This is a genomic window from Streptomyces sp. URMC 127 (genome assembly GCF_051386535.1).
Classification (GTDB): domain Bacteria; phylum Actinomycetota; class Actinomycetes; order Streptomycetales; family Streptomycetaceae; genus Streptomyces.
Genome location: NZ_JBPQTW010000036.1, coordinates 1 through 17,239 on the forward strand (window position 1 = coordinate 1; position 17,239 = coordinate 17,239).

Consider the following 17,239-nt stretch of genomic DNA (forward strand, 5'->3'; position numbering starts at 1 on the left):
GCCCCCGCCCCCACTGCCGCACCGGCGTCCCCCATCGCGTGGCAGCCGTGCGCCAATGCCCCTGCTGGACGCCCCGTCGAGTGCGGAACGGTACGCGTACCGCTCGACTGGGCGCATCCGTCCGGAGAACAGCTCGACGTCAAAGTCGCCCGCGTACCGGCCCGCGACCGGGAACACCGCATCGGCGCGCTGTTCTTCAACCCCGGCGGCCCCGGCGGGCAGGGAGCCTCCATGCTCTCCTACGGCTTCGCCGACGCGCTGTTCACAGGCCCGCTGAGGGACCGGTTCGACATCGTCAGCCTCGACCCGCGGGGCACCGGCGGCAGCCGTGCGCTCGATTGCGGACCCGTGCTCGACCCCGGCCAGGTCGTCCTGCCCCGCAGCGCCCGTGAGTTCGAGGAGATGAAGCGGAACAGCCGGGCCCGGGGCGAGCGCTGCCTGGCCCGCCACGGCGACCTCGTCCGCAACGTCGGCACCGCCTCCGTCGCCCGCGACATGGACGCCTTCCGGGCCGCGCTCGGCGAGCGGCGCCTCACCTACCTGGGCGTCTCGTACGGCACCTACCTCGGTGCGACCTACGCCCAGCTCTTCCCGCACCGCGTCCGGGCCATGGTGCTGGACGGCCCGCTCGACCACGCCTCGGGCCCCACCCGCCTGATGCTCGAAGAAGCCGCCGTCATGGAGGGCGAGTTCGACCGGTTCGCCGCCTGGTGCGCCCGGGACGCCGCGTGCGCCCTGCACGGCGAGGACGCGGGCAAGGTCTACGACCGGGTCGTGGCCCGCGCCGACCGCACCCCGATCCCGGCGCCCGGCGCGAAGGGGCAGCCCGCCGTCAACGGCGACTGGATCCGCATGGCCCTGCCCAGCCAGCTCGTGCGCGTCCGCCTGCTGGAGGACACCCTCGGCTACGACGCGTGGGCGAAGCTGGCCGAACGGCTGGCCGCCGCGGACCGGCGCAACGACGCCACGGGCCTCGTCGAAGGCGGCAGCTACGTCGGCAGCCAGGACAGCGCCTACACCGTCGTCTCCTGCCTGGACTTCCCGCCGCAGTTCACCGGCTACGCCGACGCGGCCGCGCGCCTTGCGCGGGCCCGTGAGACAGCCCCGCGCACGGGCGCGGCCACCGAGGCCTGGGTCATCTCCGCCAGCTGCGCGGACTGGCCCGTCAAGGCGACCAGCCCGTGGCAGCCGACCCCCGTGCGCGGGACGCCGCCCGTCCTGATCGCCGCCAACACCCACGACCCGTCCACGCCCCTGGCCGGCGGCCGCCGCCTCCAACGGCAGATCGCCGGCAGCAAGCTGCTGATCACCGACGTGAACGGCCACGTCTCCTACTACAACTCCGCCTGCGCCCGGGAACGCGAGACCGCGTACCTGCTCAGCACGAGGATCCCGGAGCGGCTCACCTGCCCGGCCGCGGGGACGGCGGCCGGCACCGGCGCCGGTTCGGGTTCCGGCACCGGTTCCGGCACGGGTTCCGGCGGGAGAGAATGAACGGATGTCCGACCACTGCTGTGAAACGATGACGCGCCAGGTGCACTGGCATTGCGACACCCATGCCGACCGGTACGCCTGTCCCGACGCGCTCGTGGTCTTCAGCGAGAAGTTCCGGGAGTACGGGCTCGTCATCCACGACGGCGGGACGGCGAGCTCGGGCATCGCGTACTGCCCGTGGTGCGGCGTGCGCCTTCCCGAGTCCCAGCGGGACCGGTGGTTCGAGGAGCTGGAAGCCCGCGGCATCGACCCCTGGGAGGACGAGGTTCCCGCGGAGTTCGAGGACGGCCGCTGGCTCGCGGCAACCTCCTGAAACCCCTGCGCAACGGCATCCGGCTCGTCAGTCGCCGAGGGCGAGCCGGACGCCGAAGGCGGCGATGACGGTGCCGGTGACCCGGTCGAGGACCCGGCGCGCCGAGGCCTTCTGCAGGGTGGTGCGGAGCGCCCGGGCGAAGGCGATCAGGACGGCCGCCCAGACCGTGGCGAAGACGATGTGTACGCAGGCGAGCAGGGTGCCGGTCGCCACGTGCGGGGCGCCCGCCGGGATGAACTGCGGCAGGACGGCCACGTAGAAGGCGCCCATCTTGGGGTTGAGCAGGTTGGTCACGAGGCCCCGGCGCCAGCCGGCCCGGAAGCCGCCGGTCTCCGGGGCGTCCTCCGGGGCGTCCGCGGAGCCGGACTCCGCACCGCCCCGCCGGCGCAGGGCCGGTATGAGGATCCGGCACCCCATCCACACCAGGTACGCGGCGCCCGCCCAGCGCAGGGCCGTGTAGGCGAGGTGGGAGGCGGTCAGCAGGGCCGTGATGCCCAGGGAACTGAGCACGCCCCAGACGAGGGTGCCGGTCTGTATCCCGGCCACCACGCCCCAGGCGCGCCGGCGGTGGCCGACGGCTGCGGTACGCAGGATGAGGGCAGTGTCGAGGCCGGGCGTGAGGGTGAGGAGCCCCACGATCAGTGCGAAGGACCCCAGGGCGGAGAGAGTGATCATGGATGGTCACTGTACCGCCGGAACCATCAACTCCCCATTTTCTGCCCGGATTCGGGCAGGGAGTGTGCAGTATCGTCCCTCGAATGACAGCAGTGATAGGAACGATCAGGATGATCTGGCGCTATCCGGTCAAATCCACCGGTGGTGAGCGGCTGGACTGCGCAGACGTCGGCGCTCGCGGTCTCGAAGGCGACCGCCTGTTCGCCGTGCGGGACGCCGGCGGCAAGCTCGGCTCGGGAAAGAACACCCGCCGCTTCCGCCGCATGCCCGGCCTGCTGCACCTGCGCTCTTGCTACCCGGACGGTCCCGCGGGCCCGCCCGCGCTGCTGGACCCGCACGGCGAGGCCGTACCGGACCCGGACGCGTACCTGCGGCGCTACCTCGGCCGGGCCGACGTCGCACTGGCCCGCGAGGAGACCGTCTCCCACTTCGACCAGCTGCCCCTCAGCGTCCTCACCACCGCCACCCTCGACTGGGTGCGCTCGGCCGTCCCCGGCGTCCCGGTCGACGAGCGGCGCTTCCGCCCGAACCTCGTCGTGCGCACCCCGCCGGGCACCCGCCCCTTCGCCGAGGACGACTGGCTCGGGCGCACCGCCCGGATCGGGGACACCCTGCGCGTCGCGTTCGTCCGCTCCAGCGAGCGCTGCGCCATGACCAACGAGGCCCAGCAGGACCTCCCGCACTCACCGCTGATCCTGCGAGCCGTCGCGCGGGCGCACGACACCCGGCTGGACGCGCTGGCCACGGTGGTGACGCCCGGGCGGGTGAGGCTGGGGGACAGCCTTCAGCTTCTCCGCTGACGAGACGGAGCCGCTCAGCAGGTGTGCGGGGCCTGCCCTCTTGAGGGCGGGGTTGTGCAGCCGGGACAGTCTGCCGGGGCGCTTCGGTGAGGTCACCGAGGGGCGCCCCCGGGCCGGCGCCGGGCCGGAGCGGGGGCGCTCGACGGCGCGGGGCCCCGCGGGGCCCGCCGGCCGGAGCGTTAGGACGCTATCGACCACTTCAGCGGCGCCGGTGCCGACGCCGGGCTGTCCGTGTACTTCGTCGTGTACGCGGGCGCCTTGCCGTAGTCGTCGCCCCCGCTGCCCAGGTACCAGCCGTTCCCCTCGTTCTTGATGAGCTTCGTGGCGGCGTCGTAGGACCACTTCAGCTGCGGGGGAGCGGCGGCCGGGTCGCCGGTGTACTTCGTCGTGTACGCGGGGGCCTTGTCGGACGACGCGTCGCCGCCGCTGCCGAGGTACCAGCCCTTGGCCTCGTTCTTGATGAGCTTGGTCGAGGCGTCGTAGGACCACTTCAGGTTGCCGGGCGCGGACGCCGGCTCGCCCGTGTACTTGGAGGTGTACGAGGGTGCCTTCGCGGCCGAGGTGTCGCCGCCGCTGTCGAGGTACCAGCCCTTCGCCTCGTTCTTGAGCGGCGCCGGGGACGGGGAATCGGCCCGGCCCGTGCCGGGGGCCAGGGCCACCAGGGTGGCGGCGGCCACGAGGATCGCGGACCGCCGGGCGAGCGGGAGCGGGTGCACTGGCATGGTCGTCCTGCCGTTTCTGCGCGTGGCGTCGGGGAGGCGAACGGTTCGCCCCTGAGAACCGCGCTGTCCGCACATGAGCATGGCCCGGAGGCCGTTCCACCCCCTACCGGAACCGCCCCCCACCACCGGTTCGTGCATGGGCATACGGCTCCGCCGCGTGCGCGGCGCCGGTGCCGCGCGTCCGGGGGCGCCCGGCGTACGGCGGGGTGCCGGTGCGGGCCGGAGGCGGTGCACCCGGAGGTTCCTGAGTGATTGTCAGCCGGACGTGGACAATGGGTTCGATGCTGTTCGGTGACGAGAAGGGACGTATGCCCGGTGACTTCGATCGCAGCGGACTCGGCCGGAGGCTCCATGAACCGGCGGACGGGCCCGGAACGGCCCTACGACCTCGTGCTCTTCGGCGCGACGGGGTTCGTCGGGCAGCTCACGGCCGCCTACCTGCTGGAGCACGCGCCCGAGGGCTTCCGGTGGGCGCTCGCCGGGCGCAGCCGGACGAAGCTGGAGGAGCTCCGCGCGCGGCTGGCCGCGCTCGACCCCGTACGGGCCGCCGAGCCGGCCCTCGTGACCGCGGACGCGGCTGATCCCGCGGACATGCGGGACCTCGCCCGGTCCGCGCACGTCGTCGCCTCCACCGTCGGCCCGTACATCCGCCACGGCCGCGAGCTGGTCGCGGCCTGCGCCGAAGCGGGCACGGACTACACCGACCTCACGGGCGAGCCGGAGTTCGTGGACCTCACGTACGTGCGCCACGACGCCGAGGCCCGCAGGACCGGCGCGCGCCTCGTGCACGCCTGCGGCTTCGACTCGGTGCCGCACGACCTCCTCGCGTACTTCACCGTCCAGCAGCTGCCGGAAGGGGTGCCGCTGACGGTCGACGGCTTCGTCCGGGCGTCGGGGCTCATCTCCGGCGGGACGCTGGCCACCTCGATGCTGATCGCCGCGCGGCAGCGCCAGGCGAAGGCCGCGGCGGAGGAGCGCAGCCGGTACGAGCCGCGCCCGGCCGGGCGCCGGGTCCGGGCCCCGCTGGGCGCGCCGCGCTTCAGCAAGGAGACGGGCACGTGGGCGCTGCCCCTGCCCACGCTCGACCCGCAGGTCGTGCGCCGGTCGGCCGCCGCCCTGGAGCGGTACGGCCCCGACTTCCGCTACCGGCACTACGCGTCGGTGAAGACGCTGCCCATGGCCCTGGCCGGGCCGGTGGCCCTGGGCGTGCTGGCGGCCGCCGCGCAGGCGGCCCCCGTCCGGTCCTGGATCTCCCGCCGCTACGAGCCGGGCAGGGGGCCGGACGAGGAGCAGCGGGCCCGCGCCTGGTTCCAGGTGCGTGCCGTGGGCGAAGGGGGCGGGCGGCGCGTCTTCACCGAGGTCACGGGCGGTGACCCGGGCTACGGCGAGACGGCGAAGATCCTCGCGGAGGCGTCGCTGTGCCTCGCCCTGGACGACCTGCCGAAGACGGCGGGACAGGTCACGCCCGCCACGGCGATGGGGGACGCGCTGATCGGCCGCTTGCAGGCGGCCGGCATCCGCTTCCGCGTCCGCCACAGGGGCTGACGCGCCGCGCCGCCCTCAGTGCCGGTGACTCAGCACTGAGGGCGCCTGCCGTGGTTGGCGGCCTTGCGGCGGGAGCGGGCCTTCTTCTTACGGCGTCGCTTCGAGGACATGCGGGGTCTCCTCTCGTGGACCTCCGCCAAATCTAACCCCTTACGAGAGGGTCTGCCCGTTCTGTTACCACCGGCCTGAGTTGTTCGCGAGGCCGCCTAGATAACTCCTATATCCTGAAAAGAACATTCTGGATCGCGGGAACTGCGGGATCTGGAGGAACGGAGCCTTTCTGCCATGCCCGGCCCTGACGTCACGGTCATCATCGCCGCCTACAACGCCATGCCGTACGTGACGCGCAGCGTCGGCTCCGTTCTCCGGCAGTCCCTGGGGGCGGAGCGGATCGAGCTCATAGCCGTCGACGACGGTTCCACCGACGGCACGGCCGCCGAGCTGGACCGCCTGGCGGAGCGGGCGCCGCTGATGCGCGTGATCCACCAGCCCAACTCCGGCGGGCCGGCCGGGCCGCGCAACCTCGGGCTGGACCGCGCGACCGGGCGCTACGTCTTCTTCCTCGACGCCGACGACCACCTCGGCCCCGAGGCCCTGGAGCGCATGGTCGCGGCCGCGGACGAGAACGGCTCCGACGTCGTCCTCGGGCGGATCGTGGGGGAGGGCGGCCGCCGCGCGCCCGGGTCGATGTTCCGGCGCAACCAGCCCCGTACGGACGTCTTCTCCTCTCGCGTCTACTGGACGCTCAACCCCATGAAGCTCTTCCGCCGCGAGCTGATCGACCGGCTCGGGCTCCGCTTCGATGCCGGCCTGTCCATCGGCGAGGACCAGCCGTTCGTCGCCACCGCCTACCTGGAGGCCGCCGCGATCTCCGTCGTCGCCGACTACGACTGCCTCTACTGGGTCGCGCGCGAGGACGGCAACAACATCACCGCGCAGGAGCACGGCGCGCGGATGCGCATCGGCCTCTTCCGGAAGATGACCGAGCTCGTCGCCGGGCACACCCCGGCCGGCCCCGGCCGCGACGCGCTCCTGCACCGGCACTACGCCGTCGAACTGCGCGACGCCGTCCTGCAGCTGAGCCGCGAACCGCAGCGCGAGACGCAGGAGAAGCTCCTCTGCGAACTGGCCGACCTGGTCGCACTGCACTGGAGCGAGGGCCTGGCAGCCCGGCTGCCCGCCGTGGTGCGCCTGCGGTGCCACCTCGTCCGCCACCGGCTCCTGGACGAACTCCTCACTCTCGTCCACTGGGAGCTCGACCGGGGCGCGGCAAGCTACGGCATAACCACCCTCGCCGCCACCGCCGCCGCGGGCCCGGAGATACAGGTCGAGGACGGCCGGGCCTACGCCCTCTACCCGTACTTCCGCGACTCCACGCTCAGCATCCCGGACGACTGCTACGACATCACCGCCGAGCTGCCCGTCCGCCACCGCGTCGAGGCCGCCGGCATCAACGCCACCGGCCTCCGTCTCGCCGGCCACGCCCGCATCCACCGCATATCCACGCGCGACGTCACCACCGAACTCGTCCTCCGCAAGCGCGGATCGGACACCGAGCGCCGCCTCCCCGTCCACCACACCCCGACCCCGGGCCTGGGCGCCGACGAGGACGGCGGGCGCTACGACTACGGCACGGCGGGGTTCGACGTGACGGTCGGCCTGGCGTCGCTGACGCCCGGCATCTGGGACCTCTCGCTCGCCGTGGGCGCCCAGGGCATCGTCAAGGAGGCCCGCCTCGGCAGCAGCCGCGCGGAGTCCGTGACCACGGCGACGACCACGCTCGTCACCGGCGCGGGCACGGCGGCCGCCCTCTTCACCACCAAGCCCTACGGCAACCTCAGCCTGGACGTCGGCGAGACCCGCCACCGCGTACGGCCGCACCTGCGCGTGACCGGCGCGGCCTGGTCCGCCGAGTCCCCCGGCACCCTGATCGTCAAGGGCCGCTGCAGCCTGGCGGACTGGCCCGCAGGTACGTTGACGATCACCGCCGAGGGCCCGGACGGCGCGCCGGAGCACACCCCGGTCGAACCCTCGCCCTCCGACGGCACGTTCACGGCGCGCATCCCTTGCACGACCCCCGGCGAACGGGAACTGACCCTCCGCCTCACCACGGCCACCGGAAAGTGGTCCGTCCCCGTACCGCCCCAGCCGTCCCTGAAGCCCGCCCGCTGGCGGCGCCTCGGCCTGCCCTGGTACGCCAAGCCCGTCCCGGGGCGGGAGGCACTGACCCTGCGGACCGGCCGCGTGGACCTGCTGAAGGCGGCACGCAGGCGGCTGACGCAGCGTTAGCCGCGTCGCTGTCGCTCAACGTCAGCCTTCGCGGGTCACCACGAGGCTCACGTTGTGCCCGCCGAAGCCGAACGAGTTCACCAGCCCCGCGGACCACTCCCCGGCACGGCTCTCGCCGTGGACCACGTCCAGGTCGATCCCCGGCCCGGGCACATCGAAGTTGCGGGTCGCGGGCAGGACGCCGTCCCGGAGGGTGAGGAGCGCGGCGACCGCCGCCACAGCCCCGGACGCGCCCAGCATGTGGCCGGTCATCGACTTCGTGGCCGTGACCGCGACGTGGCCGCCGAGCGCGCTCGCAATGGCCTGCGCCTCGGCCAGGTCCCCGGACTCCGTGGACGTGGCGTGCGCGTGGACGTTGTCGATGTCCCGCGCCGCGAGGCCCGCGTCGCGGAGGGCCGTGCGGATGGCGTGCACCTGGCCTTCCGTGTCCGAGGCGGTGATGTGGTGCGCGCTGGAGGACACGGCGGCCCCGGCCAGCCTCCCGTACGCACGCGCCGAGCGGGCCCGCGCGAAGCCGGCGCGCTCCAGGACGACCACGCCCGACCCCTCGGCCATGACGAAGCCGCTGCGGCCGGCGTCGAAGGGGCGGGAGACGGCCGCCGGGTCGCCGTCGTCCGTGGAGAGGGCCTTCATCTGGGCGAACGCGGCGATGCAGAACGGGTGCAGGGACGCCTCCACTCCGCCCGCGACCACCACGTCGGCGCGCCCGGCCCGTATCAGATCGAGACCCATGGCGATCGCCTCCGCGCCCGAGGCACAGGCGCTCACCGGCGTCCTCGCGCCGCCCCGCGCGCCCAGCTCCATGCTGACCCAGGCGGCCGGGCCGTTGGGCATGAGCATCGGCACGGCGTACGGGGAGAGCTTGCGGGCCCCCGAGCGCTCGTAGACGTCGTCCTGGCCGAGGGTGGTGAGGATGCCGCCGGTGCCCGTGCCGATGACGACGGCGAGCCGCTCCGGCTCCACACCGGGCTGCCCGGCGTCCTGCCACGCCTCACGCGCACCGATCATCGCGAGCTGCTCGCACCGGTCCCACTTGCGGGCCTCCACGCGCCCGAGCAGCGACAGCGGGTCCACGGGCAGCGCCCCCGCCACGCGGACCGGAAGGTCCGCCGGCCACTCCTCGCCCAGCCCCGTCACACCGGACTCGCCGGCGACCATGCCCTTCCACGACTGCGCCATGCCGGCGCCCAGCGGGGTGATCCCGCCGACGCCCGTCACGAGCACCTCGGTGTTGCTGCTCATCCTCGCCCCTCCGTGCACAAGTAGGAAATCAACAAGCCGCTGCGGTGTTTCGCGCGGCTGATCCGTACTGCATGAAGACGAGACTGCCAGCATGCCGGGGGTAACCCTGCTTGATCCGGTCCACCGAATCGGAGACAGGAATCTGTAAGGTGATCACAAGAGGGGGGTAGGCGGAATGCAGGCGGTCCTGGATGCGGTCCTGCACGCGCTGTCCATCGCCGGGTCCATGACGTGGGAGATCGCCTGGGCCCTGGTCCTGGGATTCGCCCTGTCCGCGGTGGTGCAGGCGGTGGTGCGCAGGGCGACCGTCGTCGCCCTGCTCGGCGACGCGCGCCCCCGTACGCTGGCGCTCGCCGCGGGGCTGGGCGCGGCCTCGTCGTCGTGCTCTTACGCGGCTGTGGCGCTGGCCCGCGCCCTGTTCCGCAAGGGGGCGGACTTCACGGCGGCGATGGCCTTCGAGATCGCCTCCACCAACCTGGTGGCCGAGCTCGGGGTGATCATGGCGCTGCTGCTGGGGTGGCAGTTCACGCTCGCGGAGTTCGTGGGCGGGCCCCTCATGATCATCGCGTTGGCGGTGCTCTTCCGGCTGTTCCTCCGGCCCGCGCTGCTGCGCGAGGCCCGTGCGCAGGCCGCGCGCGGCGTGGCCGGCTCCATGGAGGGCCACGCGGCCATGGACATGTCCGTACGGCGCGAGGGGACGTTCGCCCGGCGGCTGTTCTCCGGCGAGGGCTTCACGTTCACGGCGCACGTCTTCGTCATGGAGTGGGCCGCGGTCCTGCGCGACCTCGTGGCCGGCCTGCTGATCGCGGGGGCCGTCGCCGCGTGGGTCCCCGGCTCGTTCTGGCAGGCGTTCTTCCTCACCGACGACCCCGGGGCGGCGAAGTGGTGGGGCCCGTTCGTGGGACCGCTGGTCGCGATCGTCTCGTTCGTGTGCTCCATCGGGAACGTGCCGCTGGCCGTCGTCCTGTGGAAGGGCGGCATCAGCTTCGGCGGCGTGGTCGCGTTCGTCTTCGCCGACCTGCTGATCCTGCCGATCCTGAACATCTACCGGAAGTACTACGGCGCGCGGACGGCGCTCTTCCTGCTGGTCACCTTCTACGCGGCCACGGCCGCCGCCGGGTACGCCGTCGAACTCGCCTTCGGCGCCCTCGGACTCGTCCCCGGCCGCGCGTCCGCGACGATCCCCGACGAGGGGGTGACCTGGAACTACACGACCTGGCTCAACATCGCCTTCCTCGGCCTGGCCGCCGTACTCGTCCTGCGCTTCCTCCGGACGGGCGGGAGGGCCGTGCTGGGGACGATGGGCGGCGGCCCGCGCTGAGGACCGGAGGCCGGTCGGCCGACCGATCAGCCGGTCAGGGGAGCTGCACCGTCTTCTTGGCGAGTTCGTACGCCGGGAGCATCTCCTTGTGCTCGTCGCCGTCGAGCCCGCCGAGATGCACGACGGTCACGCCCTTCGGCGACGCCACCGCGAAGGCGTGCTCCTGCTTCGGCTCGTCCAGCAGAGGGCTCTTCCGCTCGTAGACGACCTCCGCGCCCGGGAGGTCACCGGCCTTGAAGTCGCCGAACTCCTTACCGGTGACGTTCTTCTCCTCGGACACGAACGTCTCCAGGGCCTGACGCGGCGACACGCCCGCCTGCTCCGCCGTCCACACGCGAATGTAGCCGATCATGCCCGCGGGCTTGGCGTCGATCTCGCAGGCGCCCTTGAACGACGGGTGGCCCAGCCACTTGCTGAGGAACTTCGCGCCCTCGGCGTCGAGCCCCTTCGGCTGCCACGCCTTCGCCACCTCGAACGACGCCGGGAACTCGCAGACCGCCCCGGGGCTGCCGACCCGTCCGCCGTCCTTCCACTCCGCGGCCTTGCCCGGCGTGCCCGCCTTGCCGGCCTTCTCCTCCGGCTTCCCGCTCCCGCTCGCCGGCGCGGCCGAAGCGGAGGCCGTGGTCTCCTCGGCGGCGTCACGGTCCTTCCCGGCGGCGGACGAGCAGCCGGTGAGCCCGGTGAGCAGGCCGATCGAGACGACGGCGGCCACCGCGCCCGGCATGAGCTTGTGCATGAAGTTTCTTTCCTCGCTAATCGAACTAACGAGGCGAAACCTAGCTCTGCGGGCGCGGTCCGCTCAAACCGAATACTGCCGGGACCTCACATACCGCCGTCACTCGCTGATGCGCGGGCCCAGCTCCTTCGCCAGGGCCAGGGCCAGCGCACGGAAGATCTGGACCTCGGGGTTGCGGTCCCCGGCGCGGACCGCCAGGTAGCTGCTCTCGCGCGGAGCGTCCAGGACGGGGACGAAGACCGCGCCGGGCCAGGCGTAGTAGCGGGCGAAGGACTTGAGGCCCGATCCGGCCAGGCGGCCCGTGACCACCCCGGTGAGCACCTCCTGCGGCGTCAGCGCGAAGTCCGTGCCGCGGCGCCGTGCCGCGCAGCCGAAGTACAGGTACTCGGTGAACGGCCGGGGCGTGTGGCCGGGCACGCGGAAGAACGGCAGGTCGGCGATGTCGGCGAGCCGGGCGCCGGTGTCACGGGCGTCCGCGAGGGCGAACGACTCGGGGACCACCACGATGCGCTGCTCCGTGGTCATGACGTCGGCGACGACACGGTCGTCCGCCGGCGTCGGGCGGACGAACGCGACGTCGACACGGTCCTCGACGAGCGCCGAGACGTGCTCCGTGAAGTCGAGCTGCCGCAGCTCGACGGCGACGTGCGGGCGGGCCCGGCGGAAGGCGTTGACCGAGGCCGGCGTCAGCTCCGCCGAGCCGTGGCCCATGATGCCGACGCGCAGGGGCCGGCCGGCGGCGGCCGGTGCCAGGTCGGCCTCGGCCACGTCGTCCAGCGCGGCGTTGGCGGCCGCGAGCAGGGTGCGGGCGTGGCGGGCCAGCCGTTCGCCGGCGGGGGTGGGCGACACGGGGTTGCGGTGGAGCAGGCGGGTGCCGAGGTCCGTCTCCAGCCGCCGCACGTGCTGGGTGACGGCGGGCGGGGAGAGGAACAGCCGTGCGGCGGCCCGCCCGAAGTGCCCTTCCTCGACGACCGCCAGGAAGGACGACAGCAGGCGCAGATCCATGACGGCCACGATAGACACGGCACCCGGGTCGTTCGTACGCGTATTCACAAGTCGTGAACGCGGGCGGCGGAGCGCGGCCCGCGGACCGTAGGACTGGGTGGCGTGAGTACCTCTGCGATATCCGAGACCGCCTCCGCACGTGAGCCCGCTTCCACACGCGAGACCGCCTCCGCATGCGAGACCTCTTCCCGCCCGCACCGGCCCGGCCCGCGCCCGGCCGGCGGGAACCGCCCCTGGCTGCGCACCGGCTGGATGATGACCGCTTCCGGCTGGAGCGCGAACCAGTTCTCCGCGCTCCTGGGCGCCTACCGGTCCGAGCTCGGGCTGTCCGAGTCCACCGTCACCGGCCTGTTCGCGGTGTACGTCGTGGGCCTGATCCCCGGCCTGCTGCTCGGCGGGCCGCTGGCCGACCGGCGCGGGCGCCGCCCGGTGGCGCTGACCGCCCTCGCCGTCAACCTCTTCTCGTCCTGCCTCCTCATCGCGGGTTCGGCCGCCACGGGATGGCTCCTGCCCGGCCGGTTCCTGACGGGCCTGAGCGCGGGCGCGCTCCTGGCCGCCGGCAGCGCCTGGGTCAAGGAGCTGTCCTGCCCGCCGTACGCGCCGGACGGGGCGGCGGGCACGGCCGCCCGGCGGCCCGGGCTGTTCGTCTCGGCGGGTTTCGCCTCCGGCGGCCTGGTGGCCGCGCTCATCGCCCAGTGGCTGCCGCACCCCATGGCGACCGCCTACCTCCCGCATGTGGCGCTGTCCGCGGTCGCCTGGGCGGTCGCGTACGGCGCGCCGGAGACGAGCGGCCGCGCGGGTGCGCACGCGGTGCGTCCTGCTACCGCCCCCGACTGGCGCCGCTTCCGCCGCGCCGTGCTGCCCCTGGCGCCGTGGGTCTTCGCCGCCCCGGCCATCGGCTTCGCGACCCTGCCCGGCCTCGTGGACGGCGGCCTGAGCGGGTGGCGCACCGTCTACGCCGGCATCGCGACCGCCGTCGTCCCCGGCAGCGGGCTGCTCGTGCAACCGCTGGCCCGGCGCCTGGCCGCCCGGCACCGCCTGGCCGGCGGCGCGGCGGGCCTCGGCGTGATAGCGGCCGGGCTGGCGCTCGCCGTGCCCGCGGCGGCGGGAGCCCGCCCGGGCCTCGCGCTGGCCGCGGCGGCCCTCCTGGGCGCCGGCTACGGCCTCGCCCTCAGCTTCGGTCTGACCGAGGCCGCCGCGGCGGCACCGCCGGAGCGGCTGGCCATGGTGACGTCCCTGTTCTGGACGGCGGCCTACCTGGGCATGCTCACGCCGTACGCGCTGGCCCTGCTGTCCCGCTGGTGGAGCATGCCCGTCATGCTCGGCGCGGCGGCGATCCTGGCGGTCCTGACCTGCGGCGCGCTCGCCGCCCTCCACCGCCCGGCGGAGGCGGACCGTACCCGGGCATGATCCTTTCGCGGCGCCCGGCCGGGACAGTCGTCACATGGCGATCAGCACGACGACATCAGCGACGGTGGACACGGGGACCGAGCGGCCCGTGCCGCTCTGGGCGGAGCGGACCGCGCGCCTCCTGCCCCTGCTCGGCCTGCCCGTGTGCCTATGGAGGCTGCCCATCGGGTTCGGATTCATGATGGGCATGGACATGGAGCCCGACCCGTGGCCGCGGTGGGCCGCGGTGGTCTACGTCATCTCGCTCAGCCTCCTGTCGGAGGCGGCCGCGTTGCTCTGCCGCGGCCTCGTGCGCCCGTGGGGCGAGGTCGTGCCGCGCCGGATCCCGCTGCTGGGCGGCCGCCGCGTCCCGCCGTTCGCGGCGATCGTGCCGGCGGCGCTCGGCGGTCTGTTCCTCACGGTCCTGCTGGCCGACTGGCTGCTCTGCGTGTTCGGCATCGCGGGGTTCTCCGACGTCGCCTACACCCATGCGGGGTGGAAGGTGCTGGCCGACGCGGTCAGCGGCCTGTTCGCCCTGTGGGGCCCGCTGGTGCTGGCCTTGACGTACGCGTACTACCGGCGCCGTTGCCGTGAGGGCCGCTCGGTCGGCTGACGGCGTACGCGAGGGCCCCGATGACGCCGGACGGTGCGGCTGACGCCCCTCAGCGCCGCGCCGGGCGCTGTCACGCTGACGGAGCAGCCGTCAGGTCGCGTTCCCCGTCGGGGTGGATCGTTCCGGCGGGCGGCCGGGACGTGCGCCGGGCCCACGGGAGGTAGAGCGCCGCGGTGAGGACCAGGCCGACGATCCAGGAGACGTCCGCGCCGCCGAGCCGCTCCGTCAGCGGGCCGGTGTACAGCTTCTGGGCCAGGAACGGGATCTGGGCGAGGACGCCGGCGGCGTAGCAGGTCAGCGCCGGGACGTTCCAGCGCCCGTAGCGGCCGTCCGGGTCGTACAGCGCCGGGATGTCGACGCGCTCGCGCGAGACCAGGTAGTAGTCGGTGAGGTTGATGGCGCTCCACGGCGTGAACACCATGAGCAGCAGCAGGACGAAGTTCTTGAAGTTGTCGAGGAAGTCCGCGCTGGCCGCGACGGCGACGGCCGTGGCCGCCGCCGTGAACGCGGTGATGTATGCCGCGCGGGCCGCCGGGCTGATGCGGGAGCGGCCGTCGAAGGCGGTCACGGTCGTCAGGACGGACATGAATCCGCCGTACGCGTTGAGGCAGTTGACGGTCAGCTTGCCCACCAGCACCACCAGGTAGACGAGGAGCGCGGCGGCCTCCGGCCCGGCCAGCCCGCCCACGAAGCCGACCTGGTCGGACAGGAAGCGCTTGCCGGCGACGGCGGCGATCAGGGCGCCCAGCGTCATGGCCCACTGGGCACCGGTGACGCTGCCGGCGAAGGTCGCCCAGAAGGCGGCCCGCGGGCTGGTGTTCCGCGGCAGGTAACGGGAGTAGTCGGCCACGTACGGACCGAAGGTGAGCTGCCAGCCGGCGCCGAGGGAGACGGCGAGCAGGAACGCGGCGGCGTCGAACGGCCGGTTGCCGACGTGGGCGCCGACGTCGTAGCGGGAGAACAGGGCGACGAGGAGGTAGCCGAGCCCGAGGCTGCCGGCCACGGTGGCCACCCGTCCCGCGAGGTGGATGAGGCGGTAGCCGGCGAGGGCGACCGCGGCGGTGAGCGCCCCGAAGACCAGGATGCCGGGCGTCGTGCCGGGCAGGTGGAGGAGCCGGCGGACGGCCTGGCCAGCCAGCACGCTGCCGGTCGCGGCGAACCCGAGGTACATGAGGATCACCATCACCAGCGGCACCACCGCACCGTGCACACCGAACTGCGCCCGGCTGGAAATCATCTGCGGCACCCCGAGCCGCGGGCCCTGGGCCGAGTGCAGCGCCATCACGACCCCGCCGAGCACGTTCCCGGCGAGCAGCGCGGGGACCGCCCACAGCGCGTCGGCGCCGGAGACGACGGCGAGGGCGCCGTCGACGACCGCGGTGATCTGCATGCTCGCCCCGAACCACAGCGTGAACTGGCTGTGCGGCGCCCCGTGCCGCTCGGCGTCCGGGATCACCTCGATGGTCCGGCGCTCGGCGGCGAGCGGGGACGGGGAGGGCGGCTCGGGCGACGGCATCGGTGTCACACTCCCTGGCTCGCGCGGTGGTGCGCAGAATCTGGCACGGTGCGAAAACCGGCGTCAATGGCACTGCTGCCGTCGTGTAATATTGTCTTCGTCGCCGGGGAAACCGGGCGGAAAGCAAAACAGCTGAACAAGGGGCTATAGCTCAGTTGGTAGAGCGCCTGCATGGCATGCAGGAGGTCAGGAGTTCAATTCTCCTTAGCTCCACACGTAAGAAGAAGGGGTCGTCCGTAACGGGCGGCCCCTTCTTCGTCATGCCTAGCCATGCCTCGTCGTGCGCCCCGCGCCGTCCCCCCTTGTGCCTCGTCCGGGTGACGGGTGTTTCTCCGATCATCGGACGGTGCAGATCTCGGGTGGCACCGCACGCTGCCCCCGTCCAGCCCTACCAGCCGCGGACTGGGCGGGGGCGAGGACGGGCGTGTCTCCCGTGACCGGGCATCTGACGGGCGATCTGCGAAGCTTGCCCCTATGAATGACCGGTTCCGCTTGCTTGCCGCACGCTGGCCCGCCCTGGTGCCGGTGCTCGCCGCCCTCGTGCTGGCCCTCACCTGGGGACGGTCGCTGTCCCCCGTAGTGGTGGCCCTGGTGAGCTGCTGCCTGGCCGGAGCGGTGCTCTCCGCGGTGCACCACGCGGAGGTGATCGCCCACCGGGTCGGCGAGCCGTTCGGCTCGCTCGTCCTCGCCGTCGCGGTGACGATCATCGAGGTGGCTCTCATCGTGACGCTGATGGCCGACGGCGGCGAGAAGGCCGGCTCGCTGGCGCGCGACACCGTCTTCGCCGCCGTCATGATCACCTGCAACGGCATCGTCGGCCTGTCCCTCCTGGTGGGCGCGCTCCGGCGGCGGGTCGCCGTCTTCAACGCGGAGGGCACCGGCGCCGCCTTCGGCACCGTGGCGACCCTGGCCGGGCTGAGCCTGGCCCTGCCCACCTTCACCACCAGCACGCCCGGCCCGCAGTTCTCCCCGGCCCAGCTCGTCTTCGCCGCGGCCGCCTCCCTCATCCTCTACGGCCTCTTCGTCGCGACGCAGACCGTGCGGCACCGCGACTACTTCCTGCCGGTGACCGCCGAGGGCGAGGTCATCGACGGCGACGACCACCACGCCGCACCACCCTCCGCCCGGACCGCCCTGACCAGTCTCGGCCTGCTCGGCGTCGCCCTGGTGTCGGTGGTCGGCCTCGCCAAGGGCGTGTCGCCGGCCATCGAGTCCGCCGTGGCCGCCGCCGGCCTGCCGGCCTCCGTCGTCGGCGTCGTCATCGCGCTGCTGGTCCTCCTCCCCGAGACCATCGCGGCCCTGCGCGCCGCCCGCCGCGACCGCGTCCAGACCAGCCTCAACCTCGGCCTCGGCTCGGCCATGGCCAGCATCGGCCTGACCATCCCCGCGGTCGCGGTCGCCTCCGTCTGGCTGGACGGCCCGCTCGTCCTCGGCCTCGGCGCCACGCACATGGTGCTCCTCGCCCTCACGGTCGCCGTCGGCACCCTGACGGTGATCCCGGGCCGCGCCACCCCGCTCCAGGGCGGGCTGCACCTCTCCCTCCTCGCGGCCTACGTCGTCCTGGCGGTCAGCCCCTGAC

At 73.4% G+C, this 17,239-nt stretch carries 15 protein-coding genes and 1 tRNA gene; 10 read left to right on the forward strand and 6 right to left on the reverse strand.

What is annotated here, in order from left to right:
- Together ACSNOH_RS11395 and ACSNOH_RS11400 are read left to right on the forward strand one after the other, a co-directional pair.
- Positions 1-1,494 (forward strand): alpha/beta hydrolase (locus ACSNOH_RS11395; protein WP_436721128.1); only part of this gene is annotated, 1,494 nt, incomplete at its 5' end.
- Positions 1,495-1,498: 4 nt separating this feature from the next.
- On the forward strand, positions 1,499-1,807 hold the full coding sequence (locus ACSNOH_RS11400; protein ID WP_436721129.1) for a DUF6980 family protein: 309 nt from the start codon (positions 1,499-1,501) through the stop codon (positions 1,805-1,807).
- A gap of 27 nt (positions 1,808-1,834) precedes the next feature.
- Here ACSNOH_RS11400 and ACSNOH_RS11405 read toward each other — a convergent pair whose 3' ends face one another.
- A complete protein-coding gene (locus ACSNOH_RS11405) occupies positions 1,835-2,482 on the reverse strand; it encodes a LysE family translocator (RefSeq protein ID WP_436721130.1) in 648 nt (215 codons plus the stop codon).
- Between the two features lie 83 nt (positions 2,483-2,565).
- Here ACSNOH_RS11405 and ACSNOH_RS11410 point away from each other — a divergent pair, with 83 nt between their 5' ends.
- Positions 2,566-3,282, forward strand: a complete 717-nt coding sequence (locus ACSNOH_RS11410) for an MOSC domain-containing protein (RefSeq protein WP_436721131.1) — start codon at positions 2,566-2,568, stop codon at positions 3,280-3,282.
- Positions 3,283-3,461: 179 nt separating this feature from the next.
- On the opposite strand, the gene ACSNOH_RS11415 is transcribed toward ACSNOH_RS11410, so the two are convergent.
- Positions 3,462-4,004: a hypothetical protein gene (locus ACSNOH_RS11415; RefSeq protein ID WP_436721132.1), complete on the reverse strand. Its 543-nt coding sequence runs from the start codon at positions 4,002-4,004 to the stop codon at positions 3,462-3,464.
- Positions 4,005-4,355: 351 nt separating this feature from the next.
- Here ACSNOH_RS11415 and ACSNOH_RS11420 point away from each other — a divergent pair, with 351 nt between their 5' ends.
- Together ACSNOH_RS11420 and ACSNOH_RS11425 are read left to right on the forward strand one after the other, a co-directional pair.
- The gene (locus ACSNOH_RS11420) at positions 4,356-5,549 is read left to right on the forward strand and encodes a saccharopine dehydrogenase family protein (protein WP_436721166.1); all 1,194 of its coding nucleotides are present in this window, start codon (positions 4,356-4,358) and stop codon (positions 5,547-5,549) included.
- 285 nt (positions 5,550-5,834) lie between these two features.
- The gene (locus tag ACSNOH_RS11425; RefSeq protein ID WP_436721133.1) at positions 5,835-7,838 is read left to right on the forward strand and encodes a glycosyltransferase family 2 protein; all 2,004 of its coding nucleotides are present in this window, start codon (positions 5,835-5,837) and stop codon (positions 7,836-7,838) included.
- 21 nt (positions 7,839-7,859) lie between these two features.
- Here the strand turns inward: ACSNOH_RS11425 and ACSNOH_RS11430 are convergent, their stop codons facing one another.
- Positions 7,860-9,080, reverse strand: a complete 1,221-nt coding sequence (locus ACSNOH_RS11430) for a beta-ketoacyl-[acyl-carrier-protein] synthase family protein (protein WP_436721134.1) — start codon at positions 9,078-9,080, stop codon at positions 7,860-7,862.
- A gap of 187 nt (positions 9,081-9,267) precedes the next feature.
- Here ACSNOH_RS11430 and ACSNOH_RS11435 point away from each other — a divergent pair, with 187 nt between their 5' ends.
- On the forward strand, positions 9,268-10,401 hold the full coding sequence (locus ACSNOH_RS11435) for a permease (protein WP_436721167.1): 1,134 nt from the start codon (positions 9,268-9,270) through the stop codon (positions 10,399-10,401).
- Positions 10,402-10,435: 34 nt separating this feature from the next.
- Here ACSNOH_RS11435 and ACSNOH_RS11440 read toward each other — a convergent pair whose 3' ends face one another.
- Together ACSNOH_RS11440 and ACSNOH_RS11445 are read right to left on the reverse strand one after the other, a co-directional pair.
- Positions 10,436-11,137: a lipoprotein gene (locus ACSNOH_RS11440; RefSeq protein ID WP_436721135.1), complete on the reverse strand. Its 702-nt coding sequence runs from the start codon at positions 11,135-11,137 to the stop codon at positions 10,436-10,438.
- A 99-nt stretch (positions 11,138-11,236) separates the two neighbouring features.
- Positions 11,237-12,142 (reverse strand): LysR family transcriptional regulator, encoded by a 906-nt coding sequence (locus ACSNOH_RS11445; protein WP_436721136.1) that lies wholly within the window; start codon positions 12,140-12,142, stop codon positions 11,237-11,239.
- A gap of 102 nt (positions 12,143-12,244) precedes the next feature.
- On the opposite strand from ACSNOH_RS11445, the gene ACSNOH_RS11450 reads away from it, so the two are divergent.
- Together ACSNOH_RS11450 and ACSNOH_RS11455 are read left to right on the forward strand one after the other, a co-directional pair.
- Positions 12,245-13,552 carry an MFS transporter gene (locus ACSNOH_RS11450; protein WP_436721137.1) on the forward strand — a complete coding sequence of 436 codons (1,308 nt, stop codon included), beginning with the start codon at positions 12,245-12,247 and terminating at the stop codon, positions 13,550-13,552.
- Between the two features lie 34 nt (positions 13,553-13,586).
- Entirely contained in the window at positions 13,587-14,144 is a 558-nt protein-coding gene (locus ACSNOH_RS11455) for a hypothetical protein (RefSeq protein WP_436721138.1), read from the forward strand.
- Between the two features lie 70 nt (positions 14,145-14,214).
- Here the strand turns inward: ACSNOH_RS11455 and ACSNOH_RS11460 are convergent, their stop codons facing one another.
- On the reverse strand, positions 14,215-15,660 hold the full coding sequence (locus tag ACSNOH_RS11460; RefSeq protein ID WP_436721139.1) for a purine-cytosine permease family protein: 1,446 nt from the start codon (positions 15,658-15,660) through the stop codon (positions 14,215-14,217).
- A 140-nt stretch (positions 15,661-15,800) separates the two neighbouring features.
- Here ACSNOH_RS11460 and ACSNOH_RS11465 point away from each other — a divergent pair.
- Positions 15,801-15,873, forward strand: a tRNA-Ala gene (locus tag ACSNOH_RS11465).
- A gap of 261 nt (positions 15,874-16,134) precedes the next feature.
- Positions 16,135-17,238: a calcium:proton antiporter gene (locus tag ACSNOH_RS11470; RefSeq protein ID WP_436721140.1), complete on the forward strand. Its 1,104-nt coding sequence runs from the start codon at positions 16,135-16,137 to the stop codon at positions 17,236-17,238.
- The last annotated feature ends 1 nt before the right edge of the window (position 17,239 follow it).

Coding starts and splice junctions, on each gene's coding strand:
- ACSNOH_RS11405 (WP_436721130.1), bottom strand. CDS start 2,482: ATGATCACTCTCTCCGCCCTGGGGTCCTTCGCACTGATCGTGGGGCTC.
- ACSNOH_RS11425 (WP_436721133.1), top strand. CDS start 5,835: ATGCCCGGCCCTGACGTCACGGTCATCATCGCCGCCTACAACGCCATG.
- ACSNOH_RS11460 (WP_436721139.1), bottom strand. CDS start 15,660: ATGCCGTCGCCCGAGCCGCCCTCCCCGTCCCCGCTCGCCGCCGAGCGC.
- ACSNOH_RS11410 (WP_436721131.1), top strand. CDS start 2,566: ATGACAGCAGTGATAGGAACGATCAGGATGATCTGGCGCTATCCGGTC.
- ACSNOH_RS11470 (WP_436721140.1), top strand. CDS start 16,135: ATGAATGACCGGTTCCGCTTGCTTGCCGCACGCTGGCCCGCCCTGGTG.
- ACSNOH_RS11430 (WP_436721134.1), bottom strand. CDS start 9,080: ATGAGCAGCAACACCGAGGTGCTCGTGACGGGCGTCGGCGGGATCACC.
- ACSNOH_RS11400 (WP_436721129.1), top strand. CDS start 1,499: ATGTCCGACCACTGCTGTGAAACGATGACGCGCCAGGTGCACTGGCAT.
- ACSNOH_RS11415 (WP_436721132.1), bottom strand. CDS start 4,004: ATGCCAGTGCACCCGCTCCCGCTCGCCCGGCGGTCCGCGATCCTCGTG.
- ACSNOH_RS11420 (WP_436721166.1), top strand. CDS start 4,356: ATGAACCGGCGGACGGGCCCGGAACGGCCCTACGACCTCGTGCTCTTC.
- ACSNOH_RS11445 (WP_436721136.1), bottom strand. CDS start 12,142: ATGGATCTGCGCCTGCTGTCGTCCTTCCTGGCGGTCGTCGAGGAAGGG.
- ACSNOH_RS11440 (WP_436721135.1), bottom strand. CDS start 11,137: ATGCACAAGCTCATGCCGGGCGCGGTGGCCGCCGTCGTCTCGATCGGC.
- ACSNOH_RS11455 (WP_436721138.1), top strand. CDS start 13,587: ATGGCGATCAGCACGACGACATCAGCGACGGTGGACACGGGGACCGAG.